Source organism: Microbacterium sp. Root553 (assembly GCF_001426995.1).
In the GTDB taxonomy this organism is placed as follows: domain Bacteria; phylum Actinomycetota; class Actinomycetes; order Actinomycetales; family Microbacteriaceae; genus Microbacterium.
This window is the reverse complement of the sequence record NZ_LMFY01000001.1, coordinates 2,364,479-2,390,767: the sequence shown is the minus strand read 5'-3', so window position 1 is coordinate 2,390,767 and position 26,289 is coordinate 2,364,479. Positions and strand designations below refer to the sequence as shown.

Below are 26,289 nucleotides of genomic sequence, written 5' to 3'. Positions count from 1 at the left end.
CTCCACTCTATTCCGTCGGGGGCTCGACGTCGCGCGAACCGGAGGCGAGGCGCGCACCTTGCGCGGCCTTGGCGGCTTCGCGGGCTCGCTTGCGGAGATTCTTGTCGTTGATCTCGCGATCGCCGACGGCCCCGGGGGTCCACTGCTCGACATCCGCATCGCCGTAGCTGCTCTTCGAGGCTCGACGCTTGACCTGAGGCGCCACGGCTCCGGGAGCGAGGCGGCGCGCGGTGATGAGGAAGCCGGTGTGCGCGACCATCCGGTGATCGGGCCGGACCGCGAGCCCTTCGACGTGCCAGCCGCGTACCATCGTCTCCGATGCCTCAGGCTCGGTGAACAGTCCGGTGCTGCGGACGTACTCCGCGACGCGCGAGAGCTGCGTGGCGGTCGCGACGTAGCAGAGCACGACCCCGCCAGGGGTGAGCGCGTCGGCGACGACGTCCATGCACTCCCACGGGGCGAGCATGTCGAGCACCACGCGATCGACCGTGCCGTCGGCGAACTGATCGGGAAGGGCCTCCCCCAGGTCTCCGACCACGACGTCCCAGGTGTCGGGTCGCTCACCGAAGAAGGTCTCGACGTTGCTGCGGGCCACGTCGGCGAAGTCCTCGCGTCGCTCGAAGGACACGAGACGCCCCGCGGGTCCGATCGCCCGCAACAGCGACAGCGACAGCGCACCGGAACCCACGCCGGCCTCGACCACGACGGCACCGGGGAAGATGTCCGCCTGCATCACGATCTGCGCGGCGTCCTTCGGGTAGACGATGGCCGCGCCCCGGGGCATCGACATCGCGAAGTCCCGCAGCAGGGGACGAAGCGCGAGGTAGTCGTGACCGGAGCTGTTCACGACGACGGATCCGTCGGGCAGGCCGATCAGGTCGCGGTGGCGCAGCACGCCCTGGTGGGTGTGCAGCTCGCCGTCCTCCCGGAGCGTGACGGTGTTCAGTCGGCCCTTCGGGCCGGTCAGCTGCACGCGATCGCCTTCGCGGAAGGGACCGCTCGGTCGCTGTGGGCCGGTGGGGGTCATCGGGTGGCTCCCGTCATCGTGGATCTGCGGTCGAACAGGTCGACCAGGTCTGCGGCACCCCTGCCTTCGAGGGTGGGCCAGAGCTCGTGAGCGCCGACGCCCTCGAGCGGGACGATGTGCGGCACGCCGAGGGCGACCGCGCCGGAGGCGATACCCGCCCGCAGTCCCGTCGGCGAATCCTCGATGACGACCGCGTCCGCGATGTCGATGTCGAGCAGCGCAGCGGCATGCAGGTAGGGCTCGGGGTGCGGCTTGGGATTGTCGACGTCGTCGCCCGCGACCACGATGTCGAACGCATCGAACTCGATCAGATCGACGACGCTGAGGGCCATGCGACGCAGAGACATCGTGACGAGTCCGGTAGGGATTCCCGCGGATCTGAGGTCCTTCAGCAGCTCGCGGGCGCCGGGTCGGAACGGCACTCCCTGGGTGCGCAGCGAGTGCTGCACTCTGTCGGTCAGGAGCGACACGATCGCCTCGGCATCCATGTCGACGCCCGCGTTCTGCAGGATGATCGCGCTGTCGATCAGCCCGTTGCCGACCAGCTGCAGCGCGTCCTCATGGCTCCAGGTGCCGCCGAAGGACTCGACCAGCGAGGTCTCCGCCGCCATCCAGTACGGTTCGGTGTCGACGAGGGTTCCGTCCATGTCCCAGAGGATCGCGCGGGGCTGTCTGCTCACCGAACCATGTTACCCGCGGCTCCGCCCGCTCCCCGCGCGCTCGGACTAGCCTGGAGGGATGACGAATCCGGATTCGCGAAGGGAGCCCACGATGGATGTCCTCGGTTCACGCATCGTCATCGTCGCCTTCGACGGGTGGAACGATGCCGGAGAAGCCGCCAGCGGTGCGATCGCCACTCTGCGCGAGTCCACCGACTACGACCTCGTGCACTCCATCGACCCCGAGCTGTACTTCGACTACCAGTACACGCGCCCGTCGACGAAGATGGACGCCGAAGGACACCGCCGACTCACCTGGCCCGAGGCCGGACTCTGGCGTCCGCGCAATCCCGGTCCCGGTCCGGAGTTCTGGGTGCTCACCGGTGTGGAGCCGGCGCGGACCTGGCAGTCCTTCGCCGCGGAGTTCATCGACGTGGCCCTGCGCGACGACATCACGGGATTCGTCACGCTGGGCGCCATGCTGTCGGACGTGCCTCACACCCGGCCCATATCGATCTTCGCGTCGAGTCAGAACGAGCAGGTGCGTGAGGCGCACGGTCTCGAGCGCTCGTTGTACGAGGGCCCGGTCGGCATCCTCAGCGTGTTCGAGCACTTCGCCGAGAGCGCCGGCATCCCCACGGCGAGCCTGTGGGCGAGCGTTCCGCACTACGTGGCATCGGCCACGCCCTCCCCGAAGGTCACTCTCGCGCTGCTCGACCGCCTCGAGGAACTGACCGGGGTCGACGTGCCGCGGGATCACCTCCGCACCGAGGCAGCGACGTGGGAGGCGTCGATCGACGCCGCCGCCGCCGACGACGAGGACATGACCGAGTACATCCGCCAGCTCGAGCGCACCAGAGACACGTGGGACTCCCCCGATGCCTCCGGTGACGCGATCGCCCAGGCGTTCGAGCGGTACCTCAAGCGCCGCGGCGACGGTCCCGGCGATCACAAGCGCTGATCGCCGGGAGCGCGTTCACGCCGCGATGACGCCCGTGCCGAGCAGGACCAGCAGCACCGTTCCCAGCAGGATGCGGTAGATCACGAACGGCAGGAAGCTGCGCTTCGAGATGTAGTTCATGAAGAACGCGATGACCCCGAGGGCCACGACGAAGGCGATGCCGGTCGCGGCGAGGGTGTCGCCGAACGAGAAGAACGAGGGCTCGTCCCAGCTCTTGAACACCTGATAGAAGCCGCTGCCGAAGACGGCGGGGATCGCGAGCAGGAATGCGTAACGGGCGGCCGCAGCGCGCTCGTAGCCGAGGAACAGCCCCATCGTGATGGTCCCGCCCGAGCGGGAGACGCCCGGGATCAGCGCGAGCGCCTGGGCGAACCCGTAGGCGATGCCGTGCGGGTAGGTCAGCTGGTCGAGCGTGCGGCGCTTGGCGCCGACGTGGTCGGCGATCCCCAGCAGGACTCCGAAGACGATCAGCATGATCGCCACGATCCACAGCGAGCGGAAGACCGTCTCGATCTGATCCTGGAAGAGCAGGCCGAGAAGCACGATCGGGATGCTGCCGATGATGATCATCCACCCCATCCGCGCATCGGGATCGCTGCGCGGCACCCGCCCGGTGAGAGAGCGGAACCACTGCGCGATGATCCGCACGATGTCTCGCCAGAAGAAGACCACGACGGCCGCCTCGGTGCCGATCTGAGTGATCGCGGTGAAGGCGGCGCCGGGGTCCTCGCCCGAGGGCAGGAAGGTGCCGAGGATGCGCAGGTGGGCGCTGGAGGAGATCGGCAGGAACTCGGTGAGTCCCTGGACGATGCCGAGGATGAGCGCTTCGAACAGGTGCATGGAGGAGCTTTCTGAATCGTGGTGCGCGGGCGACGAGCGGACGCTCAGTACGTGCGCAGCAGATCGGCCAGCACCCGCTGACCGAAGACAAGCGATTCTACGGGTACGCGCTCGTCGACTCCGTGGAACATGCCCGTGAAGTCGAGGTCTGCCGGCAGTCGCAGGGGCGCGAAGCCGTATCCGGTGATGTCGAGCGACGCGAGAGCCTTGTTGTCGGTGCCCGCACCGAGCAGGTACGGGATCACCGGCACCCCGGGATCGCTGCGCCCGAGGGCTGCCACCATCGCCTCGACGAGATCGCCGGCGAAGGGCGTCTCCATGCCGATGTCGCGCACGACGGTCTGGATCTCGATGTCCTCGCCGACGATCTGCTGCAGCTCGGCGAGGACGTCGTCCTCCGTGCCGGGGATCACCCGCACGTCGACCAGCGCCTCGGCGGTCTCCGGGATGACGTTGTGCTTGTACCCCGCCGACAGGACGGTGGGGTTGGTCGTGGTGCGGAAGGACGAACGCAGGAAGGCCTCGGCGGGGCCGGCCGCTGCCGCCAGCGCGTCGGGGTCGTCGACCGAACGACCGGTGAGATCGCTGAGCCCCGCGAGAAGTGCCTCGGTGGTCGGTGTGAGCCTCAGCGGCCACCGGGTGCGGCCGATGGCCGCCACCGCCTCGGACAACCGGGTGATGGCATTGTCGTCATGCAGGCGGCTGCCGTGTCCGGCGCGGCCCTTCGCGACCAGGCGGATCCAGATCAGCGCCTTCTCGCCCACCTGCAGCAGGTAGGCGCGTCTGTCGTCCACGGTGATCGAGTATCCGCCGACCTCGCTGATCGCCTCGGTCGCGCCCGCGAACCAGTCCGGACGGTTCTGCACGACGAGCGCAGAGCCCTCGACACCGCCGTTCTCCTCGTCTGCGAAGAAGGCCAGCACCAGGTCGCGCTCCGGCTGTTCGCCCGCACGCAGGATGTCGGCGACGGCCGTGAGGATCATGGCGTTCATGTTCTTCATGTCCACGGCGCCGCGGCCCCACAGCATCCCGTCCTTCACGATGCCCGCGAACGGGTCGACGCTCCAGTCCTCCGCGATCGCCGGCACGACGTCGAGATGCCCGTGCACCACCAGGGCCGGTCTGCTGCGGTCGCGGCCGACGACGCGGGCCATCACGTTCGTGCGCCGCGGGATCGGCTCGTAGTACTCGACCTCCAGTCCCAGGGACTGCAGGTAGGCGCCGACGTACTCGGCCGCCTCGCGCTCGCCGTTCGCGGTACCGCCGCCGAAATTCGAGGTGTCGAAGCGGATCAGGTCGCTCGCGATGCGGACGACCTCGGGCAGGGACGGATCGGTCATGAGCCCAGGCTATCGAAGCGGCGTGGCGCGCCCGGGCGTCGGCGTCGGTTTCTGACAGCCTCCGAGCTCGTGCTAATGTAAATCTTCGTTCGGCAACGGACATCCAACACCTGCGCGGGTGGCGGAATGGTAGACGCGCTACGTTGAGGTCGTAGTGCCCGTAAGGGCGTGGGGGTTCAAGTCCCCCTCCGCGCACAGTGATGAAGAAGGCTCCCGAGAGGGGGCCTTCTTCTGTTTCCGGGGCCTCTGTCTCCGGGTCCTCTGTCTCAGGGTTGTGCCGAGAGCGGTGACCGCGACCCGATGAGGTCGCGGTCACCGCTCTCGGCATCCGCCCCTCAGACCGCGCCCACCCCGAAGAGCAGGCCGAGCAGATACGTGATCGCGGCGGCGCCGAATCCGATCGCCAGCTGGCGCAGTGCCCTACGCAGGGGCGGCCCCCCGGACAGGATGCCGACCATGGCGCCGGTCGACAGCAGGGCGATGCCGACGAGGACGAGGGCGACGACCACGGCAGTCGCTCCCTGGAGCCCGAAGATCCAGGGCAGGACCGGGATGATCGCGCCGGAGGAGAACAGCAGGAAGCTCGAGATGGCGGCCGTCCAGTCGCTCCCGACGATGTCGGTGTCGTCGCCAGGGTGCACCCGCACCGGCCCGGTGGCCGTGCGACGAACCCCCTCCTGCGCGGCCTGGACGATGCGGCGGGCCCGCGCGAGCGCCTCATCCTGACCGATGCCCCTCGCGCGGTAGACGAGAGCGAGCTCGTTCTCGTCGATGTCGAGGTCGCCGGCGGAGTCCGCGGCGTCATCGTTGGCCTCCGTCGCCGCGAGAAGCTCGCGCTGCGACCGCACCGAGACGAACTCCCCGGCACCCATCGACAGCGCGCCGGCGAGGAGACCCGCCACGCCGCTGAACAGCACGAAACTCGAGCTCACCCCGGTCGCGCCGATGCCGAGCACGAGAGCGAGGTTGCTGACGAGACCGTCGTTCGCGCCGAACACCGCGGCGCGGAACGAGCCGGAGAGTCGACGCCGTCCCCGCGCGGCGAGCCCACGAACCACCTCGTAGTGGACCTTCTCGTCGGCGCGCATCGCCGGAGTCGCGTACTGCTCCTCGTCGTAGGGCGAGCGCGCCTCCGCGCTCTGCGCGAGAGCGAGGACGAAGATCGACCCGAAGCGGCCGGCCATCCAGCCGAGAAGCTGCGACCGCGCGCCCGCTCGCGGCAGTCGTCTCGGCTCGTCACCGAGCAGATCGAGCCAGTGCTGCTCATGCCGGCGCTCGGCCTCTGCGAGGCTGAGCAGGATCTGCTGCTCCTCTCCGGTGCGGCGAGCGGCCAGTCGTCGATACACGTGGCCCTCGGCGCGCTCCTCGACGAGGTAGCGCGCCCAACGGCGTCGGTCGGCGGCGGTCGGTTCCGCGGCAGCGGGTGCTGTCATGGGGGCTCCTGAGATCATCGGGCGCGCGGTCGTGGCGCCCGTTCCACGCTAGCCGCGCGCACCGCGCAATCCCGCGCTGTGAGCGGGATTGCCAGCATTTCGGGGATCCGAACACGACGCGATCCTTCCCCGCGGCGTGCCCCGTCTGCCCGACTCAGGAACGGACGCGCTTGCGGAGCACGTCGATGCGCGACTGGAGCTGCGTCACGGTCGCCTGCGCCACGGCGGGTCCCCCGCAGATGCGGCGCAGCTCCGCATGGACCGCGCCGTGAGGCTCGCCCTTCTGCCGGGCGTACAGCCCGACGAGGCTGTTGAGCAGCTGCCGCTGCTCCTTGAGCGTGCGGTGCAGGGGCGCGGGAAGGGTCGAGGTCTCGGTCGGGGCGGCCGAGGCCTCGCGTGCCTCACGCAGACGGGACTGGCGGGACTGGCGCTGCATCAGCAGCTCGTGCACATGCTCCGGTTCGAGCAGTCCCGGGAATCCGATGAACTCCTCCTCCTCGGGCGTGCCGGGCTCTGCCAACTGACCGAACTCCTGACCCTCGAAGACCACGCGATCGAAGTGCGCGACGGAGGAGAGCGCCTGATAGCTGAACTCCTGGGTCAGCGCGTCCGAGGTCTCCTCCTCGCGATTCGCACTCTCCAGCAGCGAGTCGTCGAGCCCATCGTCATCCGCGGACTGGCGGTCGAGAGCGTGATCGCGCTGTTTGTCCATCTCGTTCGCGAGCCCCATGAGCACGGGAACCTGCGGCAGGAAGACGCTGGCAGCCTCACCGCGCCGCCGCGCGCGGACGAAGCGGCCGATGGCCTGCGCGAAGAACAGCGGCGTCGACGACGAGGTCGCATAGACGCCGACCGCGAGACGAGGCACGTCGACGCCCTCGGACACCATGCGCACGGCGACCATCCAGCGCTGGTCCCCCGCGCTGAACTTCTCGATCCGCTCGGATGCGGTGGCGTCGTCGGAGAGCACGATCGTCGGCTGCTGTCCGGTGATGCTGTGCAGGATCTTGGCGTACGCACGAGCCACCGTCTGATCGGTGGCGAGCACCAGCCCGCCCGCATCGGGCACATGATGGCGGATCTCGGTCAGGCGGCGATCCGCGGCCGACAGCACCGCCGGCATCCACTCCCCTTCGGGGTCGAGCGCGGTCCGCCAGGCCTGGGAGGTGACGTCCTTGGTGTTGTCCTGCCCGAGATGGGTCTCGAGCTCGTCTCCGGTGCTGGTGCGCCACCGCATCTTGCCCGCGTACATGTGGAACAGCACCGGTCGCACGACGCCGTCGGCCAGGGCGCGGCCGTAGCCGTAGTTGTAGTCGGTGCGGGAGATCCGGGCACCGGATTCGTCGGGGTGGTACTCGACGAACGGGATCGGGGCGGTGTCGCTGCGGAACGGCGTGCCCGAGAGGAGCAGTCGCCGCGTGGCGGGTCCGTAAGCGTCGCGGATCGCATCGCCCCAGCTCAGAGCGTCGCCGCCGTGGTGCACCTCGTCGAGGACGACGAGGGTCTTGGCGTCCTCGGTGAGATGGCGATGCACCGAGGGCTTCGCCGCCACCTGCGCATAGGTGACGACCGCGCCGTGATAGTGCCGGGCCGGAGCCCAGTGGCTGTTGCGGAAACGCGGGTCGAGTCTGATGTGGACGCGAGCCGCCGCGTCGGCCCATTGCGTCTTCAGGTGCTCGGTGGGTGCCACCACGATGATGCGGTTGACCTCGCCCATGCGCATGAGCTCGACCGCGAGCGTCAGCGCGAAGGTCGTCTTTCCTGCACCGGGCGTCGCCGCCACGAGGAAGTCCCGCTGGTCGTCGTGGAAGTACTGCTCGAGGGCCTCCTGCTGCCAAGCGCGCAGCTTGTTGGCGGTACCCCACGGAGCACGCTGGGGAAAGGACGGAGAGAGCATCGAGTCAACGATAATCGCTCCCGCCGACACTGCGGCGACGGCGCCGCCGAGACGCGTGCCTCCGGATCAGCGGGGCGTGAGCGGAGTAGGCTCGGTCACTGCGCGAGGGCCACCGCCGTCGCCGCCCGTCCATGAAGGAGAGCCGGATGACCGACCAGGAGCCGATGAGCACCTCGCATGTCGACAACCCCTCGCCCCATCCGTGGCGTCGCTTCGTCGCCGTCGGCGACTCGTTCACCGAGGGCATCGGCGACCCGTACCCCGACGTGCCGGGGATGCATCGGGGGTGGGCCGACCGGGTCGCCGAGGTGCTGACCACCGACGTCGACGACTTCGCGTACGCGAACCTCGCGGTGCGCGGCAAGCTGATCGCGCAGATCGTCGCCGACCAGATCGAGCCGGCGATCGCGCTGCATCCCGACCTCATCTCGATCTGCGCCGGCGGCAACGACGTCATCCGACCCGGTACGGACCCCGACGCGATCGCCCAGCAGCTCGACGACGCCGTCGCGCGTCTGACCTCCACCGGCGCGACGGTGATCGTCTTCACCGGCGTCGACACGGCCTTCAGCCCCGTGCTCCGTCCGTTCCGCGGAAAGGTCGCGATCTACAACGAGAACGTGCGCGCGATCGCCGACCGGTACGACTGCGTCGTCGCAGACCAGTGGGCGCTCAAGGTCGTGCAGGATGCGCGGTTCTTCGACCCCGATCGTCTCCATTTCAACGCGCTCGGCCACCACGAGGTCGCGCGCATGGTGCTGCGTGCGCTCAACGTCCCGAACTCCCTCGAGTCGCTGCAGCCCGAGACCCTGGCCCTTCGCACCTGGCGCGAGGCCAGGTCGGAAGACCTGGGATGGGCGCGTGAGCATCTCGTTCCGTGGGTGCTGCGCCGGCTGCGCCACCAGTCGTCGGGCGACCACATCGTGGCCAAGCGGCCCGACCCCTCGCCGATGTTCCGGCCGGGCACCGACTGACGCTCAGGGTCGACGGCTCAGGTCGTCACGGCCCACAGAGCGACCGCGGCTGCGGACGCCACGTTGAGCGAGTCCACTCCCCCGGCCATCGGGATGGTGACGATCGTGTCCGCCGCATCGATCACGGTCCGCGAGAGTCCGTCGCCCTCCGATCCCATGACCAGAGCGACGCGCTCGGGACGGTCTGCGACGTAAGCGTCGAGTGTCACCGCGTCCTCACGCAACGCCAGCGCCGCGATGTCGAATCCGGCGGCGTGCAGATCGGCTATCGCGGAATCCCACTCGACGATGCGCGTCCACGGCATTTGGAACACGGTCCCCATGCTCACCCGCACGCTGCGCCGGTACAGCGGGTCGGCGCCGCCCGGCGACACGAGGACCGCGTCGGCTCCGAGGCCCGCTGCCGCCCGGAACGCCGCGCCGACGTTGGGTGGTGTCGGTAGCACCTCTAGAACATACATTTAACTGCCAACCTGGGCTCTTCTGATTTGCCTATCGGGCGATAGGCCAGGACAGGTTAGACATAGGCCTTTCGCACGGAGCATGCCCCTTTCGCGAGCGCTTTTGGCTGCGGATGAGATTCGCTCTTCTGGCGTTTTTCGGCACGGGAAGTGCGCACTATCGTCATTGGCCTGACGATGTTCTTCTCGTTCCACTCGCTCGCAGATTGGCTACGTAGCATGCCCGAGTTACTGGGCACTCCCGTCGGCGAAGTGTCGAGCGTCGTCTCGCATGCCTTCGAGTACGTCGAGATTGCTGAGCATGAAGTCTTCGTCGTAGTGGCTTGTGAACCGGAGCTTGTCCATGCGTTTGAGCACGTCGCGATCTTCCAGTGATTCCAGCCATGCGGCAATATCCTTGGCCCTTGGCGCGCTATCCATGGCGGCAAGCGTCTCGACCAGGTTCTGGCGCACAGATGCAGCCTGCAGACGTTCCTGGTGACGTTGGGCTGCGGAGAACGTTGAACCATCGGACAAGGCCTTGCGCTCGTCGGTGTGGCCGACCGCGATGTCGTATCTCGCAGGCAGCACCGACGAGGGCGGGTCCGCTCCTGTGACTAGTCGCGGGACAGCCTGGGTACGCACCCATGAAGCGAGATCCTCGAGTTCCTTCATCAGCACGGGCCAGCGAGTGGTTCCGGGTCTGTTGATGCCTATGGTCGGAAACAGGGCCACCGGGATGCGCGCGCCACGTGGAGTGCGGGCGATCACATCTCCTACTTGCAGCGGAACTTCGGGAAGCCGTTGCACCTCGGCCAACGACGGTGGCGATTGGTCTTCGCGATGGATCGCGGCCAACCGCACGGAAGTGATCGCCGGCGCACGATGCTTGGAGTGGTTGGTGTGCGAAGCCAGCAACGCCATCGGGTGGTCTTTGGGATCCTTCGTTCGCTGATAGGGCTGCAGTCCTTCGATCCGCCGGAGAAGTTCGCTTCCGCGGTGAAGCGACGGCGGACCGTTCTTCTGACGGCGCTTGATCCATTCTTGGAAATCATCGAAGCTCGTTGCGGCCGGCATCTCGACAAGCCGGGCCGTCTTCTCGTCCAGCACCCCGTCGAGATGCTCGATCTCGCCGAAGATGGTGTGCTCGATCGCGTTGCGCAGGGACACCAGTGCGTCTGCCACGAGCAGTGGTACCTTGCGCGGGATCGGAGCCAGGCCTGTGACTACAGTTTCGCTGTACGTGACTACTGGCACCTCGCGGAGCCGGATGATCCCGTCAGGCTGGCGTTGGTACTCGAAGAGAATGCTGGCCGCCTGCGCAATGGTTTCGTCTGCATGCGCGAGGGTTGCTGCGACGCCGATATGGCGGTCAGGTAGCCACTCATACGAACGGCTCATCGGCACCTCCTTGCTGGTTGGTGTATTGAGCATGCGGGCGTTCGGTACCAGGCAGACACGCTGGGTTGTCAACCACACGGATGAGAATCCGGACTAGTTCGGTTCGTCCTCCGAGAACAGCCCCTCGGGCAGCACGTCTGCATGGTGCTCGTGCAGGTACCGCTTGACGTCGATGAGCGAGGCATCGTGCTGCAAGCCACGCTTGTAGTAGAGCAAGCGCTGGTCCGCGGACTCGAGGATCTCTGACCAGCGACGAACCCAGACCCTGTAGCGCAGCGGGGAGTTCGGGTCGAGCTCGGACTCATCGAGCAGCCCCGACTCACGGCCACGCTGGTTGATGTCGCGCCGCACGTCGTTGTTGTAGTCGTTCACGACGAGCACGAAATCCCAGACGGTGTGGGTGCCGGCGAACTGCGGATCCTCGACGATGGCGCGCGCATAGCCCTTGATCTGGCTGGCCTCCTTGTACGACGCGACCACCGATGGGGCCTTCAGCTCCACGACCAGATGCCGCTTCGTCTCGTGCTCGGGTGCGGCCAGCGAGAACATCAAGTCCAGGCGGCCCTGGCTGCCGTCGGTCTTCGTGACCTTCGTAATGGGCTCCCCCTCGCGGCCAAGCATGCTGAGGTGCTGCTCGAGCGCTCGGGTGAGACCTATCTCAGAGCTCATCATGTTGAACTGCTCCCCGAATACCCAGCTCTCGCGCTCCAGGATCTTGTGCAGGTGGTCCCGCTCCTTGACCAGCCCTTTGGCTTCGGGGTTGAAGACGATCTCGCGAAGAGCGCTCAGGAAGTCCAGGCGGTCGGTCACGTCGGTAGTCGCCCGGATGAGCCTTGAGAGCGGCGTGCGCTCGAGCAGCCGATCGAGTTCTTCGCTCTCGCCTTCGGTGAGCCCGACGTACTGGTTCAGGAGCGTCTTCACGCCATCGGGGTTCCGCTGAAGCGTGTCCTTGAGGAGACCCAGCGTCAGCTTCTCCTGGCCGCGGGTCTTGGGTATGTGCCGACGAACAGCGGTCGCGACGACATCGAAAGTCGCTCGCTCAACCGCTTCTTCCTCCGAGGCAGGATCGCCTTCGTAGGGGTAGGTCTTGGTCTCTTTCCAGCGTCCGACGAGCTCGCGACGCTGCTCGGCACGGCGAGCCTCGAAGTGGTCCTCGAGCGTGGAGTCCACGACCTGCATCAGGGATCCGAGCAGGGAGGTCTCCTGCTCCATATCGACGAGCAGCACCTCGTTGGCATGCTCCGTCATGTCCTCCCATAGGACGTAGGCGGCGAAGTTGAAGTCGGCGAAGCGCCTGATCGGGGACTCATCAACCGGAACGCCCTTCTCGTCGCAGAGATAGAGCGCCCGGCCCTTCACATCCCGCCACTCGACGACTTTCAGTGCGGCGCGGCGCTCGGCACCGTCGTAGGACCACTTCAGCTCGTGCGTCGTCTCGCGCTCGATGCTCGCGGCGGGGTCGATCCTTACTCCGTCGTACCGGACTTCGATCTTCGGGAAAGTCAGCAGATGCAGAGCGAGGGCAGCAGCGATGCGCGGCCGGGCAGAGTCGCCTTCGAGCCGGCCGAGCGAGTCGCGGCCTTCAGCCAGGAACTCCGTATAGGTCGGTCCCTGGGCATCCACAGGATCGGGGCCGGAGAAGTCGTTGCGATGGTCAATGGTCGACGACACGCGAGTCTTCTTGAACGCGCCCGTGGCATCCTCACCAACGGTCTCCCAAGTGATGCGGGTTCCCAGCGCGAAGGCGCGCAGACGCCCCTGGCCAAGCCTGCCGTGCAGGGGCCGCTTCTCACGCTCGGTAACGCGCGCCCCGAGCTTCCAGGAGTTCCCCACCCACTTGAAGTCCTGCTCGACGCGTTCCGGGCTCATGCCGAGGCCGTCATCGCGAACAGCGACGCCGACGATGCCGTCCGCGACATTGCGGTTGAGAGTGACCGACACCTCGTTGGCGTCAGCATCAAGGCTGTTCCAGATGAGCTCGATGACGGCCCGGACCGGATCAGTCTCACCAGCGAGACGCTGGACCAAGTCGTTTCCAGCGGTGAGGGTGATCCGAGGCATGACCTCAGTGTGCCAGTTGGCGACGACACGAGTCGCGACCGTGGTCGGGAACCACGATATGCAGACGGTGGCCGCGCCAAGGTGGGCTAGCTCCGCAGAGCCTCTTCGAGCTCAGCCTCGGAGTACCCGAAGGCGTATTCCTCGTCCTTCCCGTGGGAAGCCCAGATGTCCGCTGCTTCGTACACGCTCAGGGACTCATCGCTCCGGTCAGTGCCCTCCTCATCGTCGAGCCCGAATCTGCAGTTCTCGCAGTGCATCTCGGAGTAGACGTACCGCTTGGTCAGGGACGTCCCGCAGCACGGACAAAGAGGGGTATCTCCGTGATAGGCGTCGTTCTCTTCCTAGGACTTGCTTCTGAAAACGTCGAACAACCCAATTGATCACTCAAATCGCTTCGGTAGATCGGCCCGCGACGGGGCACTACAGCTGATCAAGGATGTTCGGATAGTGTCTGCACTTACATCGGATCTAGAACCGGTCGATGGACGGACTGATCGACCACACAGAGAGCCCCGACATTCGACCGCACCTCCGCCGTAAAGTCGCGCCCATAGACGGGGACCAGGGCACAGCTGCTTTGAATGCTCGGCCGACCGAGGCAGAGTACTGGAAGGCGTTCTGGGAGCAGGTGGCGATCATGTGGCTCGAACTGCCGCCCGAGATCCAGCGCGAGTACGCAGAGAAGTATCCGAAGGGCTCGAGTCGTCGTCCCACCCCGGCTTTGCGCGGCGTGCGCTACGAAGGATCCACGCGACGAGGAGAGGCGACGATGATCAGCAGCGTATTTAACAACAGCGCATCCAACTTCGGCAATGCAGCGATGCGGGCGGCCAGCGTTCCTTTGGACGCCCCGGTCGAGGTGAGGCTGGGAGCCGCGGGACCAGGCGAGACCGGCGCGTCTATCGAAGTCACCGGACCCAGCGGATTTCTGAAGCGGATCCCGATCGATGATGCGCGGCTGGCCGAATGCCGGCTGGAGAACGGCGGACCCACGGTGTTGGCGCTGTGCCAGCAGTTCGTCGATGACCTGTCAGCGCTGATCAAGTCGGCCGTACGCGATGCATCGGAGCACGAGTAGAGCTCCACACGCGCCTGGCCGCGGGCAGCGAGCCGAACGGCAGGTAATACACGGAGCCCCAGCGGTTCACCAGGAGTTCGCGTCACCGATCAATAGGATCGAATCGACGACTTCAAGAGAAGTGCCGCTTCGGAAGGGCTGGACCGTGACCGCGACGCAGGAGAATGCAGCCGTGGCGGGCAGCCAGGGCGAGGGCCAGATCGCCCCGCTCATTCTCGGGCTCGCCGCAGTCATCACGGGCCTGATCGGCACGTTCTGGATCGGCATGGCAGGGCTGGTGTGGCGGCCGTGGGAGTTCGGCACGACCTACCACTGGGAAGGCTCCGAGAGCCCGTTGGGCGTGACCGTCGGACTGTTCTTCTTCGCCATCGCAGCGGGGCTGCTGCTCTGGCTTGTAGTGCGGGGCATCTGGACCTGGCGCAAGCGAAGCATTGCCGCGCGGGCCCTTGTCGTGGTGATGCCTCTCGTCGCGATCGCGCTGGTCCTCGCGGGGTGGGCGGTGCTGCTGTCGCCGGGAGCCAGTCAGCCGACATGGGGCCTGTGACTCGCGTCGCCGAAGCTGCGGAACAAGAGCCAGCCTCGACCGGAAGGGACGCGGGTCGGGGTCGTCTCGGCCTGAGCATCACGTTGCTGGTCTGCATTCCTGTGGCGGTCCTGCTGACCTGGCCGCAGGCACTCGCCGCGCAGCGCCTTTTCGGCATCGCACAGCTCATCGCATTCCGCGCCCCGCTGGCACTTGCACTCCTGTGCGTTGCCATCGTCGCTGCAGCGGTGTTCCTGCTGCTCCGACGGCGACCCCGGCTGGTGGCGAGCATTGCTGCGGGGATCGCGGTCGCCACTCTGACCGCAAGCGTCGGGAATGCTGGCGTGCTCCTGGCCCGCGGAAGTTCAGAGACGGGTGCAGCAGGGCTGCCGGACGGCGATCTGACCGTCCTGGTCTGGAACGCCCAGGGTGGGGCAACCTCCCCCGCAGATGTCGCCGAGCTCGTCCTCGAGGTGCAGGCCGACGTCGTGAGCCTGCCGGAGATGGATGAGGATGCTGCCGCCGAGGTCTCGCGCCTGGTCGCCCTCGAGGGCATGCATTTGACGCCAGCGACCACCCGCGCCGTTGCCGGCTCGCTCGAGGAGTCGTGGATCCCGACGTCGCTGCTCGTCGGAGACGAGCTTGGCAACTACGAGCTCGACGAGGCTGCAGGATCGACACCTGGTCTTCCGAGCGGCGTCTGGCGTCCAGTCGATGGAGACGGGCCGGTGATCGTCGCGGCGCATCCGGCACCGCCCCTGCCCGAGAGCATGGACGACTGGAGAGCAGGCCTGCAGTGGATCGCCGGGCAATGCAGCTCGCTCGGATCCGACGTCATCGTCGCTGGCGACTTCAACGCCACGGTCGATCTTCTGGAGCTCGGCAATTGCCAGGATGCAGCCGAGCAGGCCAATGCTGCGGCCACAGGTACCTGGCCATCCACCGTTCCTGCATGGCTGGCTTCGCCGATCGATCACGTCTTGGCCGGCGAAGCATGGTCGGTACTCGATGCCCGGGTCATGGAGCCTTCGGCATCTGGCGGCACCGACCATCGGGCGTTCGTCGCCGTGCTTGAGGCGCGATAGCGCAGTCAACGCGTGGGCGACGGGAGATCGTCCAGGTTCACAGAGGAGAGTCGTCAGCATGGAATCAACGAAGCCGGCCACGCTTTGGGTAGAACCGGAGCCGGCGACGCGCTCTGAGCAGCTCATCTCGATCTCCACCGTCTGCTTGATCGGCGTCGGGATGGTTCTCGCGATCTTTCACTTGTTCCTGATGATCATGGGGCTCGTGCCGATCAACACCGGCGAATGGGGCTTCGCGGACGTCAGCTACCTGGCGCTGACGGCGCTCCTGTCCGTGCTGGTCCTGGTGCACGCCTCGCTAGGAGAGGACGCGCTCCGGCCGCGGACGATGATCGTGCTGTCCAGCGTCATTGGAGGCATCGGAACGCTGATGGCTTTGACCAAAGGCTGGTTGATGCTCATCGGGCTGTTGTACTCGGATGAGACATGGCGGGAGTCCGCCGTTTTCGCTCTGGTAGTGCTGAGCATCGTTCCCTTTGCCCTGCCCTTCGCGAGCGGTGTCATTCTGGCCAGAAATGACTTCGAGCCCGTCAAGTGGCGCGTTCGCGCCGTGTCGATTGCGGTCGGGGCCGCCGCGCTCATCATCACTCTCGCGGCACTGATCCCGCGGTGGGCGCGGCTGGCTGAAATGGGTGTCTGGTAACAGCTCAGGAGTGCTGACCCGTCACGTGCAGCGAGCACTGGCGGCCCCGTGATTTGAGCTCAAAATCAGGGTTGGGACGTCGGGCGGTGCGACGCACGGCCAGAGGTGGCACCGAGACGGTGAACGGGATCTTCGAGCCAAACGTTCCGATCTGCGAAGATCAATCCGTGAGCCTTACGAGCGAGTTGCGAGACGCGGGTTCGCCAGTACGTGCGTATCTTGACGGGATCTCCCCGCGGCTGAGTGGCACCCGCGGTGGCACGCAAGCCGCTTATGCCATGGCCGCGACCTTGGGTCTGCCAGAGCTCTCCGACAGGGATCTTCTCATTCCTGTCCCCCGTGGTGTCGATGCGGCGCGGTCTGGGACAGCATTCGACATCCGCACCCGCCTTGCGTTGGATGGCTTCGACCTACAGGATTCAGCTTCAGCTGCTGGCATTACCGAACTGCCCCGTTTCATCGACGAGATCGAGAATGGGTTGCATCGGGCACGGATACTGACCGAAGCGTTCCAAGTGGCAGAACAGCTGCTGTCCGCGCCTTCGGATGAGGCTGATCTCGACCGCGCATCAATACTGCTCGCTCACTGCGAGCAGTTTTATCGGGCCGGGCCTGAGGCACTGAGCGGTTCTGTAGGCGCATCATGCGACGCCGTAGATGACGGGCTCTCGTTTGCCGCCTCGATCGATCCACTGGCGATCGCGGACATTCGTTCGCTGCTCGTGGCGAACGCATCCCAGATCAACGCCTGGCGCGACCGAATTGCCGACGGCGACCGCTTCGAGCCGAATCCGGGGTTCAGCGGTGCGATGCTGCTGGGCGGAGCTGATGGCGATTGGCTTGTCGGCGACACGCTGATCGACTGCAAGGTATACGCGGAGTTGAGCATTCCCAAGTTGCGCGGGTTTCTGCGGCAGTTGCTCGGGTATGTCATGCTCGATCTCGAAGACGAGTTGGCCGTGCGCAGTGTGGGCATCTGGCTTCCACGGCAAGGGCTCATGCCGATCTGGAGCCTTGAGCGACTGCTCGATGGCGATCCCGATGAGCTGCTGCCGACGTTGCGCGAAGGATTCGTGAACGCGACGAAGCGGAACCAGATCGCCGTTCACGTTCCCGTCTCAGAACGCCGCAAGCTGCAACTGCTGGCAGACAACCGCAACACACCCCATGCGATGCTCCTGGCGCTGGCTCTCGGGGACGACACGGACCTGAGGTTCCGAGTGGGAAGGAATCCCGCGACGCCTGAAGACACGCTGCGAACGCTGGCCGCAGACCGCTACGCGCGCGTACGTGAAGGCGTGGCAATGAACCCCGCGACGCCAAATGAGATACTGTCTGCGTTCGCTCAGGACACGAGCTTGATGGTGCGACGCGCGGCCGCCGCGAACGCAGGCGCATGGCGGCAAGAAGCGACTGGATCGGCTCACAGCATTGAGACGAGCTCGCCAGTCCCCCCTGCAGCAACCGGCACTGTTGCGAACACTCATGACCTGGTGGCGGTGCAGCCAGGGAATCCAGGTGCCTTGGCCCCGCATGCCGTGCAGATTCGCCAGGATCGCGACCCAGCTGATGCGAACCTCGGACTTCTGGAACAGCTGGTCCACCTCTTCATTGGCAACCGCCTTGGCTGGAATCCCGGTCTTCCGCTTCCGCAGGCAAGTCGTGTCTGGGCGGCGATTGCTGACCGGAGGAACGACCTTCCCGAGCGTTTGAAGAACGGACTGCCGAATGAACTGAAGATCTCGTTGATGCAGGACGATCAGCCTGCGCACATTCGGCACATCGTGGCGAACAGCCTTCCCATTGCTGATCTCGCCGTGCGGGAGAAGCTCTTCACCGATAGCGATGCTGAGATCCGCTGGTCCGCGCTCAAGCGGTCACTGCCCGTCCATGATGACGCCATGAGCAAGACCCTTAGCGAGCTTGCCGCTTCCAAATCTGCCCGGCTGACGTTCCGCACCCAGGGGCTCACAGCCTACGAGAAGTGGTGCACGCCTGCGGAGTACAACGCGCAGATGCTGGCAGTCATCGCCTCACACCCGGCAACGCCGCCAGCGATGCTCAGGGAGCTGATCCATGAGAACTCACCCGAAATCTTGACAGCGCTGGCCGGCAATCCAACGCTAGACGCCGTGAGCGTCGACCTTCTGGCCGAGAAGATCCAGTCAGTGCGATCCGCCGAAGCGAGGGAGTGGTTCGCGGGGTCGCAGCAAATGCCCGATGCCGTGATGGAGCGGCTTGCCCGGGATCGTTCAGTTGACGTCCGACTGACAGTGGCCCTGAACAGCACAGCCCCCGTGCCGGCTCTGCAGTTGCTTGCCGAGGACAAGTCCAAGACGATTCGCGTGGCAGTGCTCGCCAACGAGGCGCTTCCTGGCGATCTCGCGGCGAAGCTTGCAGCATCTCTGCTGACCACGGCGAGTGATCTCGAACTCCTGGAGGCGCTGCAGGCGGCAACCTCACGTGGCGACCTCGCACTTCCATACACTTTGGTCGAAGAAGCCCTTGATCGACTGTCGAAGAGCCGCATGCGCCAACCGAACCTCCGATTGGAGGCAGCCGAAGACGCCCGCACCGGAGCAACGACGCTGGTGCGACTCGCCAAGAGCCGCGACGAAGAGGTTCGATGCGCTGTCGCCACTCATTCACATACGCCAGTGAAAATCCTGGAACTGCTGGCGCAGGACGAGGATGCTGAAGTGCGGAAATGTGCGGCACGCAATTCAAACCTCCCGGGCGACGCACTCAACGCACTGTTCCTCGATCCAGACCTTGACGTTCGCATTGCAGCCTTCCGCAATCCTGTCGCCGATACCGCCGAAGACACTGACCCTGCCGAAGTCGGCGCAGTCGAGATCGCTCCGAAACGGACGCCTCCTAAGGTGTCCGAGTTGCATGCGATGGCAGCGAACAAGCGCGCCGAAGTTCGTGCGCAAGTCGCGTACAACCCATTGGCAACGCCCGACATTCTTACGTTCCTCGGCGGTGAGCGTCGAAGTAAGCAGGTTAGGCGTGTCGTCGCGGCCAACCCGAACACGCCTCCAGAGGTATTGCGGCTACTAGCTGTCGAGAATGATGCCGAAACACAGCAGGCTGTCGCGTTCAACGGCGCAACACCGATCGACGTACTGGCGGATCTCGCCGGCCGCAGCTCTGATCTGGCACTTCTGGTGGCGTTGAACCCAGATGCCCCGGCTCAGATTCTCGATGCTCTGGCAGAGGACCGCGACCCGCTGATCAAGTTCGTTGCCGCGGAGGTCCGAGCCGAACGAGTCATCGAAGCAAACCGAGGCCGTATGGCGTTGCGAGCTTCCGAAGAACAGAGTGATTGATCGAGTTCAGGGCTGTTGATGCTTCTTAACGCCCTTCAACCAGGTATCGAGCACGTCGATCTCGGCCTTCAGAGTATCCACGGACGGCGGCGTGTAGTTCAGTTCGGGGTGCGGATCGTGCCTTAGCGCCCAACCAGAGATCCTTGTGTACGAATCGTCATATGTCTTGACGTCGTCAGGCGTGACCCGCCCGATGACGCGCAGCTTCCCGACCCTGACCTCCAGAGACTTGTAGTCGACGAGGGGCTCGGCCAGTACCTGGCTGATGATGCGTTCCCACGTCTGTGACATGTGACCGGCAATTTCCTCTGTCGCCCGTTGGTACTCGGGCTCGGACATACCTTCTTCGTCACGCCGCAGAGCCGCCACTTCTTGCCGAAGGCTATCTACGCGTTGCGCGGCGTCCTGGGCCGTCCAGGGATGCTTGAGGGTCGTAAACCCTGGTCCAATCTTGCGCTTGCGTTCGATACCTCGAGTTGCGAAGGGGACGTTCGCGGCTTCTGCGATCTTGCGGAGCACCATCGTGAAGGCGATGTCATGCGTGAAAATGATGACCTGCCGCTCCCCCGCCAGATCGATGATTCGGTGGGCAACCGCCTCGCGCCGCATGTGGTCAAGCGAAGAAACGGGGTCGTCGAAGACCAACGCAGACTTGCTCGTGTCGAAGTGCACTTCGGTCAGGAATCCAGCGAAGCCGAGCGCGGTTTGCTCACCCTCGGAGAGAACGTCGCCGAGGCGTGCCCCTGCGCGCGCATTCAAGAAGTCGGCTTTATGGAGCAGACCCATACCCTGGCGCGACTTAGTTGCTTTGAAGGTAACCCGCTCCAGTTCGAGTCGGTCCGTCTCGCGTGTGAAGCGATCTCGCGCCTCTTCGGTCACGTACTTCTTCGTCAATTCACCTACTTTGTCGGTGAGGGCGCGTGTATTCGCTTCGGAGAACTTGTCATTGAGCACCGTCAACTCGCGCAGGCGGGCACGTTCCGCCTCGATCTGCAGCCGCCCATCGCGCATCGCAATCTGGTCGCGCAGTCGGTTCTCTTCGGCCTGCGCCTGAGCGAGACGCCCCGCGAATTCAGCGGCGTCGATCGAGTCAGCTTGGTCACGAAGGCCTTTAGCCTGCGCTGTAAACGCGACAGTTTCTGCGGCGATGTTTACGTCCGCCGGTTGCTCGTCCGCGATCATGGCGGCCTGGCGTGCGCGGAAAGCAGCGAAAAACGGCTGGACCCGCGCGGTGACCTCCGGCTCTGACTGCTCGATAGTCGCGATGGCGACCGCGATCGCTTGGTTCTCCACCGGCTGCCGGCCGAGAACCGCGAGAAACGTATCGAGTTCCGCTTTTGCCGTCTCAGCATCCTGGGCTGTCGTGTCGGAGACGAAATCGTGGAACCGCTTCAGCCGTGCGCTGCCTCCGGTGTCGAGCGACTGCTGGCACAAGACGCACACTGCGCTTTCTTCTGCGTGCGGGAAGTCGTGCTCTGGGTAGACGGTAAGTGAGTACTTCTCAGCTGCCTGCCACAGCGCCTTCCAGACCGGTGATCCGATACCGGCAAGCGGCTCGTCTCCGAAGGTGGTCACAGACGCTGCGTCCGCCGCTTCCTGCGCCACCTTCGCCTTCGCACTCAAGTTCTGCAGTTTCTCGTGCACAGCGGAGCCCAACGAGCGGTCGAGGCTGAGTAAGTGCTCAGCGACCAGATCGAGCGCATTGGCCTTTCTGGTCAACTTCTGCTTCTCCTGTGCAGGATCAGCGGTTCGAAGTCGAGCTACTTCCTCGATCTGGTCGCTCAGCTTCTGATCGACGTCGTGGGGGCAAGTGGCGGCCGCAGTGATCTCCGCATCCGTCGTCTTGGCCGTGAGAGCCTTCAGGAAAGTTGCAGCCGATCCTGGATCGACGACCTCGGGAAGTGCTCCTGGCGTACCTTTCTCGGTTTTCCACTTGTCGATGACTCGTCGCACGCCGGCGGTCAGGGTCGAAAGGTCATCAAGAAGTTGCACCGCTGAAGGTCGGTACGAGATCTCGGCTTCCGAGTTGAGGTAGGTGTCTCCGCAGTGCTCGTCGTAGAGGGCAACCCGTCCGAGAGCAGCATCGGCGGTGGACCCGAGGGTCGAGGTGTACTCGGTGTCTGCAACGCGGAACGTGACTTCGCCCGACTGCTCTCCCGGGGATTCAGCAAAAACGTCGGGGAGAATGTCTGCTCGGTGGCGGGCCCGCACCATGGACTGAAGAATGCGCGCGTACCCGGACTTCCCGCTGCCATTGTTGCCATACACGACGGTCAGTCCGTCTGGCGCGAACGTCAGCTCCTGGTTCTCGGCGAGCCGATTGACGTTGGACACGCCCTTGACGGCGACGATCCGCACCGGCTCGTCGTTCGTGCTCTGAGGGATGGTAACCGATGCGAGCCAGCCGCCTTCCGGAGCGACGGGCGGCTTATCGAACAGGCTTTTGGCGATCTCTTCGTACTCGGTCTCGCCGATCGTTTCCCCGCTCGCGATGCGTGCCAGCGCGCGTTGTTGCCACCAGGGTCGGGTAGCGATCCAATCGAGAACGTCTTCGTAAGCGGTCACTGTGTCTCGTTCTGTTGGGGGGCGTTGCCTGGGCAAGATCAGCGCATCATGCTGTTTGCGTCGAGTGCGTCAGCTCCTACGGTTTAGTCGAAGCGTTCTCGGCCAGTTTCAAAGCGTTCGCGGCTTCCTTGACCAGTCCTGGCAGTTCTTCCGTCTTGACCTCGCTGGAATGCTTCGCTGCATCCCGATGTGAGAAACGGGAAAGCACGTTCTTTACGAGCACCGCATCGCCGAGCTCGACTCGTGCCGCCAGTCGGATCCCGTCCGCGGAGTTCGCATAGAACGGAGCCAGTGCCTTGAGGGAGAGAGCGACATCCTCGGCAGTGTCCGCCTCGCGGAAGTGCCTGCCGGCTTCGCGCAGCAGCAATCCGCCGAACGCACCGATGACGACCGCGATCGAGGCACGGAGGATTCCCCCGCCAACGGAGATGTCGAAGTTCTTAATGATGGCTTCGTTGACGATGTAGAAGCCAACGGCCCCTGCGAAAAGAAAAGCCGCCCATGCCCCGAAACGGATCAAGTGCGCGGCGCGACGCTCCCGCTTCGCCCGACCGTACCAGTCGGCGGCGCTGAGGTCGCCGGCTGCGTGTTCGGCAAGCGCCTCGCCGGCCTTAGTTGTCGCCGCGAGCGCGGCGATGCTCGCGAGCGCTTGCGTGTCGTGCTCCAGGTCTGTGGCCTCGCGATCCTTGCGCCAGACTTCGAGTGCTTCTGTCCAGGCATCACGCATGTCGGTATCGGCTGATTGGCTGACCGCTGTGATGGCTTCGCGTTCGGCTTGGATTTCCGTGCGCAGTGTTTGGACCTCGGTCGTGACTTTATCCAGCTCAGCAAGGCGCAGCTTCAGCGATTGCTCGGTCTCTGCGACGCGCTGCTCCAGCTCGCCGAGCCGCTTGTTCCGGGTAATGACTTCCTGGTCGAGGAGCTCGACATAGTTTGCCTTCAGATCCTTGGGCGGTGGCAGCGGCAGCGCGCGAAGCGCTTGTTCTAGCTGCTGGAAAGCATGGCCGTTCTGCTGGCGATACGCGATGAACTGTTGGAAACCGGCAGTGTCGACTGGGAGCTGGTTGAGCGCCGAGCTGAGGACGTCCAACGTGCTGAGATAGAGCGCAGGCTGCCGGGCAGCGCGCGTCTTGAGCGCCTCGTCAAGCCACTCCACGATGTCTTCACGCCATTGCTCGGCCTCGGCATTGTCGAACCTGGCCGCGTTGAGCGACTCCCGCTTGAGCCGCAGAGACTCCCAGACCGCGTGCTTGCTGTACCGCTCGTAGCCCGTCGCCATCACGCCGACCTACCTGTTTCCCTTGGCGCGGTTGAACCACTCGGGGTCATCGCACGGCAACAGGACCACCTTGTCGCGGAACACGTCAGGGTCGTACTCGACATAAGCGTTCATCTCGCGCTCAATCTCGGGTCACTGTGTGTAGAACACGTCGTTCTTCCCAGCTTTCGCCGCATTGAGGCTGGTGGTCCTGTGCGCGGCATTCGTCATGCTAGTTATCGTCCCGTTCACCCTGTTGTTTCGCACCGCTAAGTTAGGCGCGTCTTTCCTCGAAGCGTATCGGCGACCTCGGACATGAGTCCGGAACCCAGCCTGGTGCGTCGGGTGCGGGCTATCTGGTCGCGTAGAACGTCACCGCCGTCGCCGCAGCAACGTTCAGCGAGTCGACCCCACCCATCATGGGAATGGTCACGCGGCGATCGAGTAGGCGGTCAGTTGCTGGTGTGATGCCGTCGCCTTCGGTGCCGAACACCAGAGCGAGCTTCTCGTGATCTTCAGCGACCAGCTCGTCGAGGGTGATCGCTCCCTCCCCCAGCGTCATTCCCGCCACGACGTAGCCGGCGTCTTGCAGCTCGTGGATGCCTGCTGGCCACTCCGGAATCCGCGTCCACGGCACCTGGAACACCGTGCCCATGGAGACGCGCACGGAGCGCCGGTACAGAGGATCCGAGCAAGTTGGCGTCACCAGAACTGCGTCGATGCCGAGCGCTGCAGCGTTTCTCATCGCACTCCCGACATTGGCGTGGTCAGCCAATCCCTCTAGGATGGCGATGCGCGAGCGGGCCCTCCGTGGAGGCCCTGGAACGCGTGTTTTGGAGTCACACACGTTGGTGTGATCGCCGATGTTCTCGAGGACCAGCACCACCGACGCGCCCTCGATCACCTCGCGCACCGACGGCAGCTCCGGGCGATGCATCGACGCGATCGTGCCGCGATGCACGGCGAAGCCGGTCACCGCCTCCGCCACCGCGTCGGGGACGATGTACACGGGAACGTCCAGATCGCCGACGATCGCGCGGATGTCGTCCACCCGGCGCTCCTGCACGAGCACGGAGCGCGGCCTGTGCCCGGCGGCGACCGCGCGGGCGATGACCTTGGTCGATTCGGCGATGTACAGCCCGCCCGAGGGATCGCTGCGGGTGCGCAACGCCGTGTCGGTCAGTCCGCGGTAGTCGTCGAGGCGTCGATCGTCGGCATCCGTCACAGTCAGCAGTTCCACGACTCCAGTCTGTCACCGACGCCGGATCGCCCCGTCGTCCGCACGCTGCCGCCGGGCGTCCGGCGTGCGTGCGCACCGTAGACTCGATCGAGGAGGTCATGTGAGCGTGTCGAACACCGCCGAGTTGTCGGCCACCGTCGCCCGCGCCGCCGAGCTGCTGCGCGGAACGCGCATCGCACTGCTCACCGGCGCTGGTCTGTCGACCGATTCCGGCATCCCCGCCTACCGGGGCGAAGGCGCCCCTGCGCGCAGCAACCCGATGACGATCCAGACCTACCTCGCCGACGAGCGCGCGCGACGTCGCTACTGGGTGGGCGGACATCTGGGCTGGCGGGCCTTCGCGCGGGCGGAGCCGAACGCGGGACACCGCGCGCTCGCGGAGATGGAATCGTCCGGCGTGGTGTCCGGGGTGATCACCCAGAACGTCGACGGCCTGCACCTGCGGGCGGGCAGCTCGCACGTCATCGAGGTGCACGGGACCATGCGCCGCGTGCTGTGTCTGCGCTGCGGACAGGTCTTCGACCGTCGCGACATCGCGGTGCAGATCGAGGAGCTCAACCCCTGGATTACCGTCCCCGAGAACATCGCACTGGCCCCCGACGGCGATGTGCTGCCCGAGACCACCGACGGCTTCGTGATCCCCGTCTGCACGGTGTGCGAGGGGATGCTGAAGCCGGACGTCGTGTTCTTCGGCGAGTACGTGCCGCTCGATCGCTTCCGGGCCGCGGAGTCCCTGCTGCGGTCGAGCACCGCCCTCATCGTCGCCGGCTCCTCGCTGGTCGTGAACTCCGGCGTGCGGCTCGTGGAGCGCGCGCGGCGTCGCGGCATCCCGCTGATCATCGTCAATCACGAGCCGACCAGAGCCGACACCTGGGCCCACGTCACCATCGCGGCGGGCACCAGCGACGTGCTCCCCGCCCTCCAGGAGATGCTCCGATGACCCTCATCACCCTCGTCCGACACGGTCAGACCGACTGGAACCTCGGCCGCCGCATCCAGGGATCGACCGACATCCCGCTCAACGAGACGGGCAGGGCCGATGCCTACGCGGCAGCGGAGCGACTGGCCGACGGGACGCACCACGCGGTGACCTCGAGCCCTCTCGCGCGCGCCCGCGAGACCGCGCAGATCATCGCCGACCGCCTCGGCCTCCCCCTCGGCGACGCCGTCGCGGACGTGCGCGAGCGGGAGTTCGGCGAAGGCGAGGGACTGCTCGTCGAGGAGTATCTCGCGACCTACGGCGACTGGCATGCGGAGGTCCCCGGCGCCGAGACGCTCGACGCGGTCGGCGATCGTGCCCTCGGCGCTCTGCACCGCATCGCGCGCGAATCACGGGAACGCACCGCACCGGTCGCGGAATCGGTGATCGTCGTCGCCCACGGCGGGGTGATCCGCGCGGTGATCGATCGCGTGTCCGGCGGCACCCTGCCCCGGGACGGCGACGTGCTCGCCAACGGATCGGCCCATCGCTTCGAGGTCTCTCCGCACTCGGTGCGGCTGCTCGATCAGTTCGCGCTCGTCTGACGGTTCAC

General features: G+C 65.6%; 21 protein-coding genes, 1 tRNA gene and 1 pseudogene. 10 read left to right on the top strand and 13 right to left on the bottom strand.

Going from position 1 to position 26,289, the window contains the following annotated elements; genetic code table 11:
- Positions 1 to 7: 7 nt before the first annotated feature.
- Both ASD43_RS11130 and ASD43_RS11125 read right to left on the bottom strand, forming a co-directional pair.
- On the bottom strand, positions 8 to 1,027 hold the full coding sequence (locus ASD43_RS11130) for a tRNA (adenine-N1)-methyltransferase (RefSeq protein WP_045255142.1): 1,020 nt from the start codon (positions 1,025 to 1,027) through the stop codon (positions 8 to 10).
- Positions 1,024 to 1,707 (bottom strand): HAD family hydrolase, encoded by a 684-nt coding sequence (locus ASD43_RS11125; RefSeq protein WP_268776161.1) that lies wholly within the window; start codon positions 1,705 to 1,707, stop codon positions 1,024 to 1,026. Before ASD43_RS11125 ends, ASD43_RS11130 begins: the two co-directional genes overlap by 4 nt.
- A 91-nt stretch (positions 1,708 to 1,798) precedes the next feature.
- Here ASD43_RS11125 and ASD43_RS11120 point away from each other — a divergent pair, with 91 nt between their 5' ends.
- On the top strand, positions 1,799 to 2,647 hold the full coding sequence (locus tag ASD43_RS11120) for a PAC2 family protein (protein ID WP_056417406.1): 849 nt from the start codon (positions 1,799 to 1,801) through the stop codon (positions 2,645 to 2,647).
- A 15-nt stretch (positions 2,648 to 2,662) separates the two neighbouring features.
- Here ASD43_RS11120 and ASD43_RS11115 read toward each other — a convergent pair whose 3' ends face one another.
- The gene (locus tag ASD43_RS11115; RefSeq protein WP_056417403.1) at positions 2,663 to 3,487 is read right to left on the bottom strand and encodes an undecaprenyl-diphosphate phosphatase; all 825 of its coding nucleotides are present in this window, start codon (positions 3,485 to 3,487) and stop codon (positions 2,663 to 2,665) included.
- 44 nt (positions 3,488 to 3,531) lie between these two features.
- Positions 3,532 to 4,827, bottom strand: coding sequence for a M20/M25/M40 family metallo-hydrolase (locus tag ASD43_RS11110; RefSeq protein WP_056417401.1), 1,296 nt, complete (start codon positions 4,825 to 4,827; stop codon positions 3,532 to 3,534).
- 112 nt (positions 4,828 to 4,939) lie between these two features.
- Here ASD43_RS11110 and ASD43_RS11105 point away from each other — a divergent pair.
- Positions 4,940 to 5,022 (top strand) — tRNA-Leu (locus ASD43_RS11105).
- Positions 5,023 to 5,162: 140 nt separating this feature from the next.
- Here ASD43_RS11105 and ASD43_RS11100 read toward each other — a convergent pair.
- Together ASD43_RS11100 and ASD43_RS11095 are read right to left on the bottom strand one after the other, a co-directional pair.
- Positions 5,163 to 6,260, bottom strand: a complete 1,098-nt coding sequence (locus tag ASD43_RS11100) for a VIT1/CCC1 transporter family protein (protein ID WP_056417398.1) — start codon at positions 6,258 to 6,260, stop codon at positions 5,163 to 5,165.
- 154 nt (positions 6,261 to 6,414) lie between these two features.
- Positions 6,415 to 8,157, bottom strand: a complete 1,743-nt coding sequence (locus ASD43_RS11095; RefSeq protein ID WP_149423069.1) for a DEAD/DEAH box helicase — start codon at positions 8,155 to 8,157, stop codon at positions 6,415 to 6,417.
- A 146-nt stretch (positions 8,158 to 8,303) separates the two neighbouring features.
- Between ASD43_RS11095 and ASD43_RS11090 the strand changes: the two genes are divergently transcribed.
- The gene (locus ASD43_RS11090) at positions 8,304 to 9,131 is read left to right on the top strand and encodes an SGNH/GDSL hydrolase family protein (RefSeq protein WP_056417394.1); all 828 of its coding nucleotides are present in this window, start codon (positions 8,304 to 8,306) and stop codon (positions 9,129 to 9,131) included.
- A 17-nt stretch (positions 9,132 to 9,148) separates the two neighbouring features.
- Here the strand turns inward: ASD43_RS11090 and ASD43_RS17225 are convergent.
- The 3 genes and pseudogenes from ASD43_RS17225 to ASD43_RS11075 all read right to left on the bottom strand — a co-directional run.
- Positions 9,149 to 9,586, bottom strand: a pseudogene (locus ASD43_RS17225) (TrmH family RNA methyltransferase); the annotation flags it as partial.
- Positions 9,587 to 9,820: 234 nt separating this feature from the next.
- Positions 9,821 to 10,972 carry a hypothetical protein gene (locus tag ASD43_RS11080; RefSeq protein WP_056417391.1) on the bottom strand — a complete coding sequence of 384 codons (1,152 nt, stop codon included), beginning with the start codon at positions 10,970 to 10,972 and terminating at the stop codon, positions 9,821 to 9,823.
- Positions 10,973 to 11,065: 93 nt separating this feature from the next.
- Positions 11,066 to 13,033 carry an ATP-binding protein gene (locus tag ASD43_RS11075; RefSeq protein ID WP_056417388.1) on the bottom strand — a complete coding sequence of 656 codons (1,968 nt, stop codon included), beginning with the start codon at positions 13,031 to 13,033 and terminating at the stop codon, positions 11,066 to 11,068.
- Positions 13,034 to 13,514: 481 nt separating this feature from the next.
- On the opposite strand from ASD43_RS11075, the gene ASD43_RS17555 reads away from it, so the two are divergent.
- The 5 genes from ASD43_RS17555 to ASD43_RS11050 all read left to right on the top strand — a co-directional run bounded on the left by ASD43_RS17555 (position 13,515) and on the right by ASD43_RS11050 (position 19,694).
- Positions 13,515 to 14,111 (top strand): hypothetical protein, encoded by a 597-nt coding sequence (locus ASD43_RS17555; RefSeq protein WP_235564115.1) that lies wholly within the window; start codon positions 13,515 to 13,517, stop codon positions 14,109 to 14,111.
- A gap of 172 nt (positions 14,112 to 14,283) precedes the next feature.
- Entirely contained in the window at positions 14,284 to 14,655 is a 372-nt protein-coding gene (locus ASD43_RS11065) for a hypothetical protein (protein ID WP_156149315.1), read from the top strand.
- A complete protein-coding gene (locus ASD43_RS11060) occupies positions 14,652 to 15,719 on the top strand; it encodes an endonuclease/exonuclease/phosphatase family protein (RefSeq protein ID WP_162247496.1) in 1,068 nt (355 codons plus the stop codon). The genes ASD43_RS11065 and ASD43_RS11060 overlap by 4 nt, the downstream gene beginning before the upstream one ends.
- Positions 15,720 to 15,777: 58 nt before the next feature.
- Complete coding sequence (locus tag ASD43_RS11055; protein WP_056417381.1) at positions 15,778 to 16,362, top strand: hypothetical protein; 585 nt, start codon at positions 15,778 to 15,780, stop codon at positions 16,360 to 16,362.
- A gap of 167 nt (positions 16,363 to 16,529) precedes the next feature.
- Positions 16,530 to 19,694 (top strand): hypothetical protein, encoded by a 3,165-nt coding sequence (locus ASD43_RS11050; RefSeq protein WP_157550952.1) that lies wholly within the window; start codon positions 16,530 to 16,532, stop codon positions 19,692 to 19,694.
- Between the two features lie 6 nt (positions 19,695 to 19,700).
- Here ASD43_RS11050 and ASD43_RS11045 read toward each other — a convergent pair whose 3' ends face one another.
- The 4 genes from ASD43_RS11045 to ASD43_RS11035 form a co-directional block, all read right to left on the bottom strand.
- Positions 19,701 to 22,259: an AAA family ATPase gene (locus ASD43_RS11045; RefSeq protein WP_056417373.1), complete on the bottom strand. Its 2,559-nt coding sequence runs from the start codon at positions 22,257 to 22,259 to the stop codon at positions 19,701 to 19,703.
- A gap of 76 nt (positions 22,260 to 22,335) precedes the next feature.
- Positions 22,336 to 23,538: a hypothetical protein gene (locus tag ASD43_RS11040; RefSeq protein ID WP_056417370.1), complete on the bottom strand. Its 1,203-nt coding sequence runs from the start codon at positions 23,536 to 23,538 to the stop codon at positions 22,336 to 22,338.
- A 9-nt stretch (positions 23,539 to 23,547) separates the two neighbouring features.
- Positions 23,548 to 23,664 carry an adenine-specific methyltransferase EcoRI family protein gene (locus tag ASD43_RS17550; RefSeq protein ID WP_268776170.1) on the bottom strand — a complete coding sequence of 39 codons (117 nt, stop codon included), beginning with the start codon at positions 23,662 to 23,664 and terminating at the stop codon, positions 23,548 to 23,550.
- A 205-nt stretch (positions 23,665 to 23,869) separates the two neighbouring features.
- Positions 23,870 to 24,757, bottom strand: a complete 888-nt coding sequence (locus ASD43_RS11035) for a TrmH family RNA methyltransferase (RefSeq protein ID WP_056417367.1) — start codon at positions 24,755 to 24,757, stop codon at positions 23,870 to 23,872.
- Between the two features lie 100 nt (positions 24,758 to 24,857).
- Between ASD43_RS11035 and ASD43_RS11030 the strand changes: the two genes are divergently transcribed.
- Positions 24,858 to 25,697 carry a Sir2 family NAD-dependent protein deacetylase gene (locus ASD43_RS11030; RefSeq protein ID WP_056417364.1) on the top strand — a complete coding sequence of 280 codons (840 nt, stop codon included), beginning with the start codon at positions 24,858 to 24,860 and terminating at the stop codon, positions 25,695 to 25,697.
- The gene (locus ASD43_RS11025) at positions 25,694 to 26,281 is read left to right on the top strand and encodes a histidine phosphatase family protein (RefSeq protein WP_056417361.1); all 588 of its coding nucleotides are present in this window, start codon (positions 25,694 to 25,696) and stop codon (positions 26,279 to 26,281) included. Before ASD43_RS11030 ends, ASD43_RS11025 begins: the two co-directional genes overlap by 4 nt.
- Positions 26,282 to 26,289 lie beyond the last annotated feature (8 nt).

What these genes read in the sequence shown, in the direction of transcription:
- ASD43_RS11130 (WP_045255142.1), bottom strand. Translation starts at nt 1,027, where the DNA reads ATGACCCCCACCGGCCCACAGCGACCGAGCGGTCCCTTCCGCGAAGGC.
- ASD43_RS11120 (WP_056417406.1), top strand. Translation starts at nt 1,799, where the DNA reads ATGGATGTCCTCGGTTCACGCATCGTCATCGTCGCCTTCGACGGGTGG.
- ASD43_RS11115 (WP_056417403.1), bottom strand. Translation starts at nt 3,487, where the DNA reads ATGCACCTGTTCGAAGCGCTCATCCTCGGCATCGTCCAGGGACTCACC.
- ASD43_RS11110 (WP_056417401.1), bottom strand. Translation starts at nt 4,827, where the DNA reads ATGACCGATCCGTCCCTGCCCGAGGTCGTCCGCATCGCGAGCGACCTG.
- ASD43_RS11100 (WP_056417398.1), bottom strand. Translation starts at nt 6,260, where the DNA reads ATGACAGCACCCGCTGCCGCGGAACCGACCGCCGCCGACCGACGCCGT.
- ASD43_RS11095 (WP_149423069.1), bottom strand. Translation starts at nt 8,157, where the DNA reads ATGCTCTCTCCGTCCTTTCCCCAGCGTGCTCCGTGGGGTACCGCCAAC.
- ASD43_RS11090 (WP_056417394.1), top strand. Translation starts at nt 8,304, where the DNA reads ATGACCGACCAGGAGCCGATGAGCACCTCGCATGTCGACAACCCCTCG.
- ASD43_RS11080 (WP_056417391.1), bottom strand. Translation starts at nt 10,972, where the DNA reads ATGAGCCGTTCGTATGAGTGGCTACCTGACCGCCATATCGGCGTCGCA.
- ASD43_RS11075 (WP_056417388.1), bottom strand. Translation starts at nt 13,033, where the DNA reads ATGCCTCGGATCACCCTCACCGCTGGAAACGACTTGGTCCAGCGTCTC.
- ASD43_RS17555 (WP_235564115.1), top strand. Translation starts at nt 13,515, where the DNA reads ATGGACGGACTGATCGACCACACAGAGAGCCCCGACATTCGACCGCAC.
- ASD43_RS11055 (WP_056417381.1), top strand. Translation starts at nt 15,778, where the DNA reads ATGGAATCAACGAAGCCGGCCACGCTTTGGGTAGAACCGGAGCCGGCG.
- ASD43_RS11040 (WP_056417370.1), bottom strand. Translation starts at nt 23,538, where the DNA reads ATGGCGACGGGCTACGAGCGGTACAGCAAGCACGCGGTCTGGGAGTCT.
- ASD43_RS11025 (WP_056417361.1), top strand. Translation starts at nt 25,694, where the DNA reads ATGACCCTCATCACCCTCGTCCGACACGGTCAGACCGACTGGAACCTC.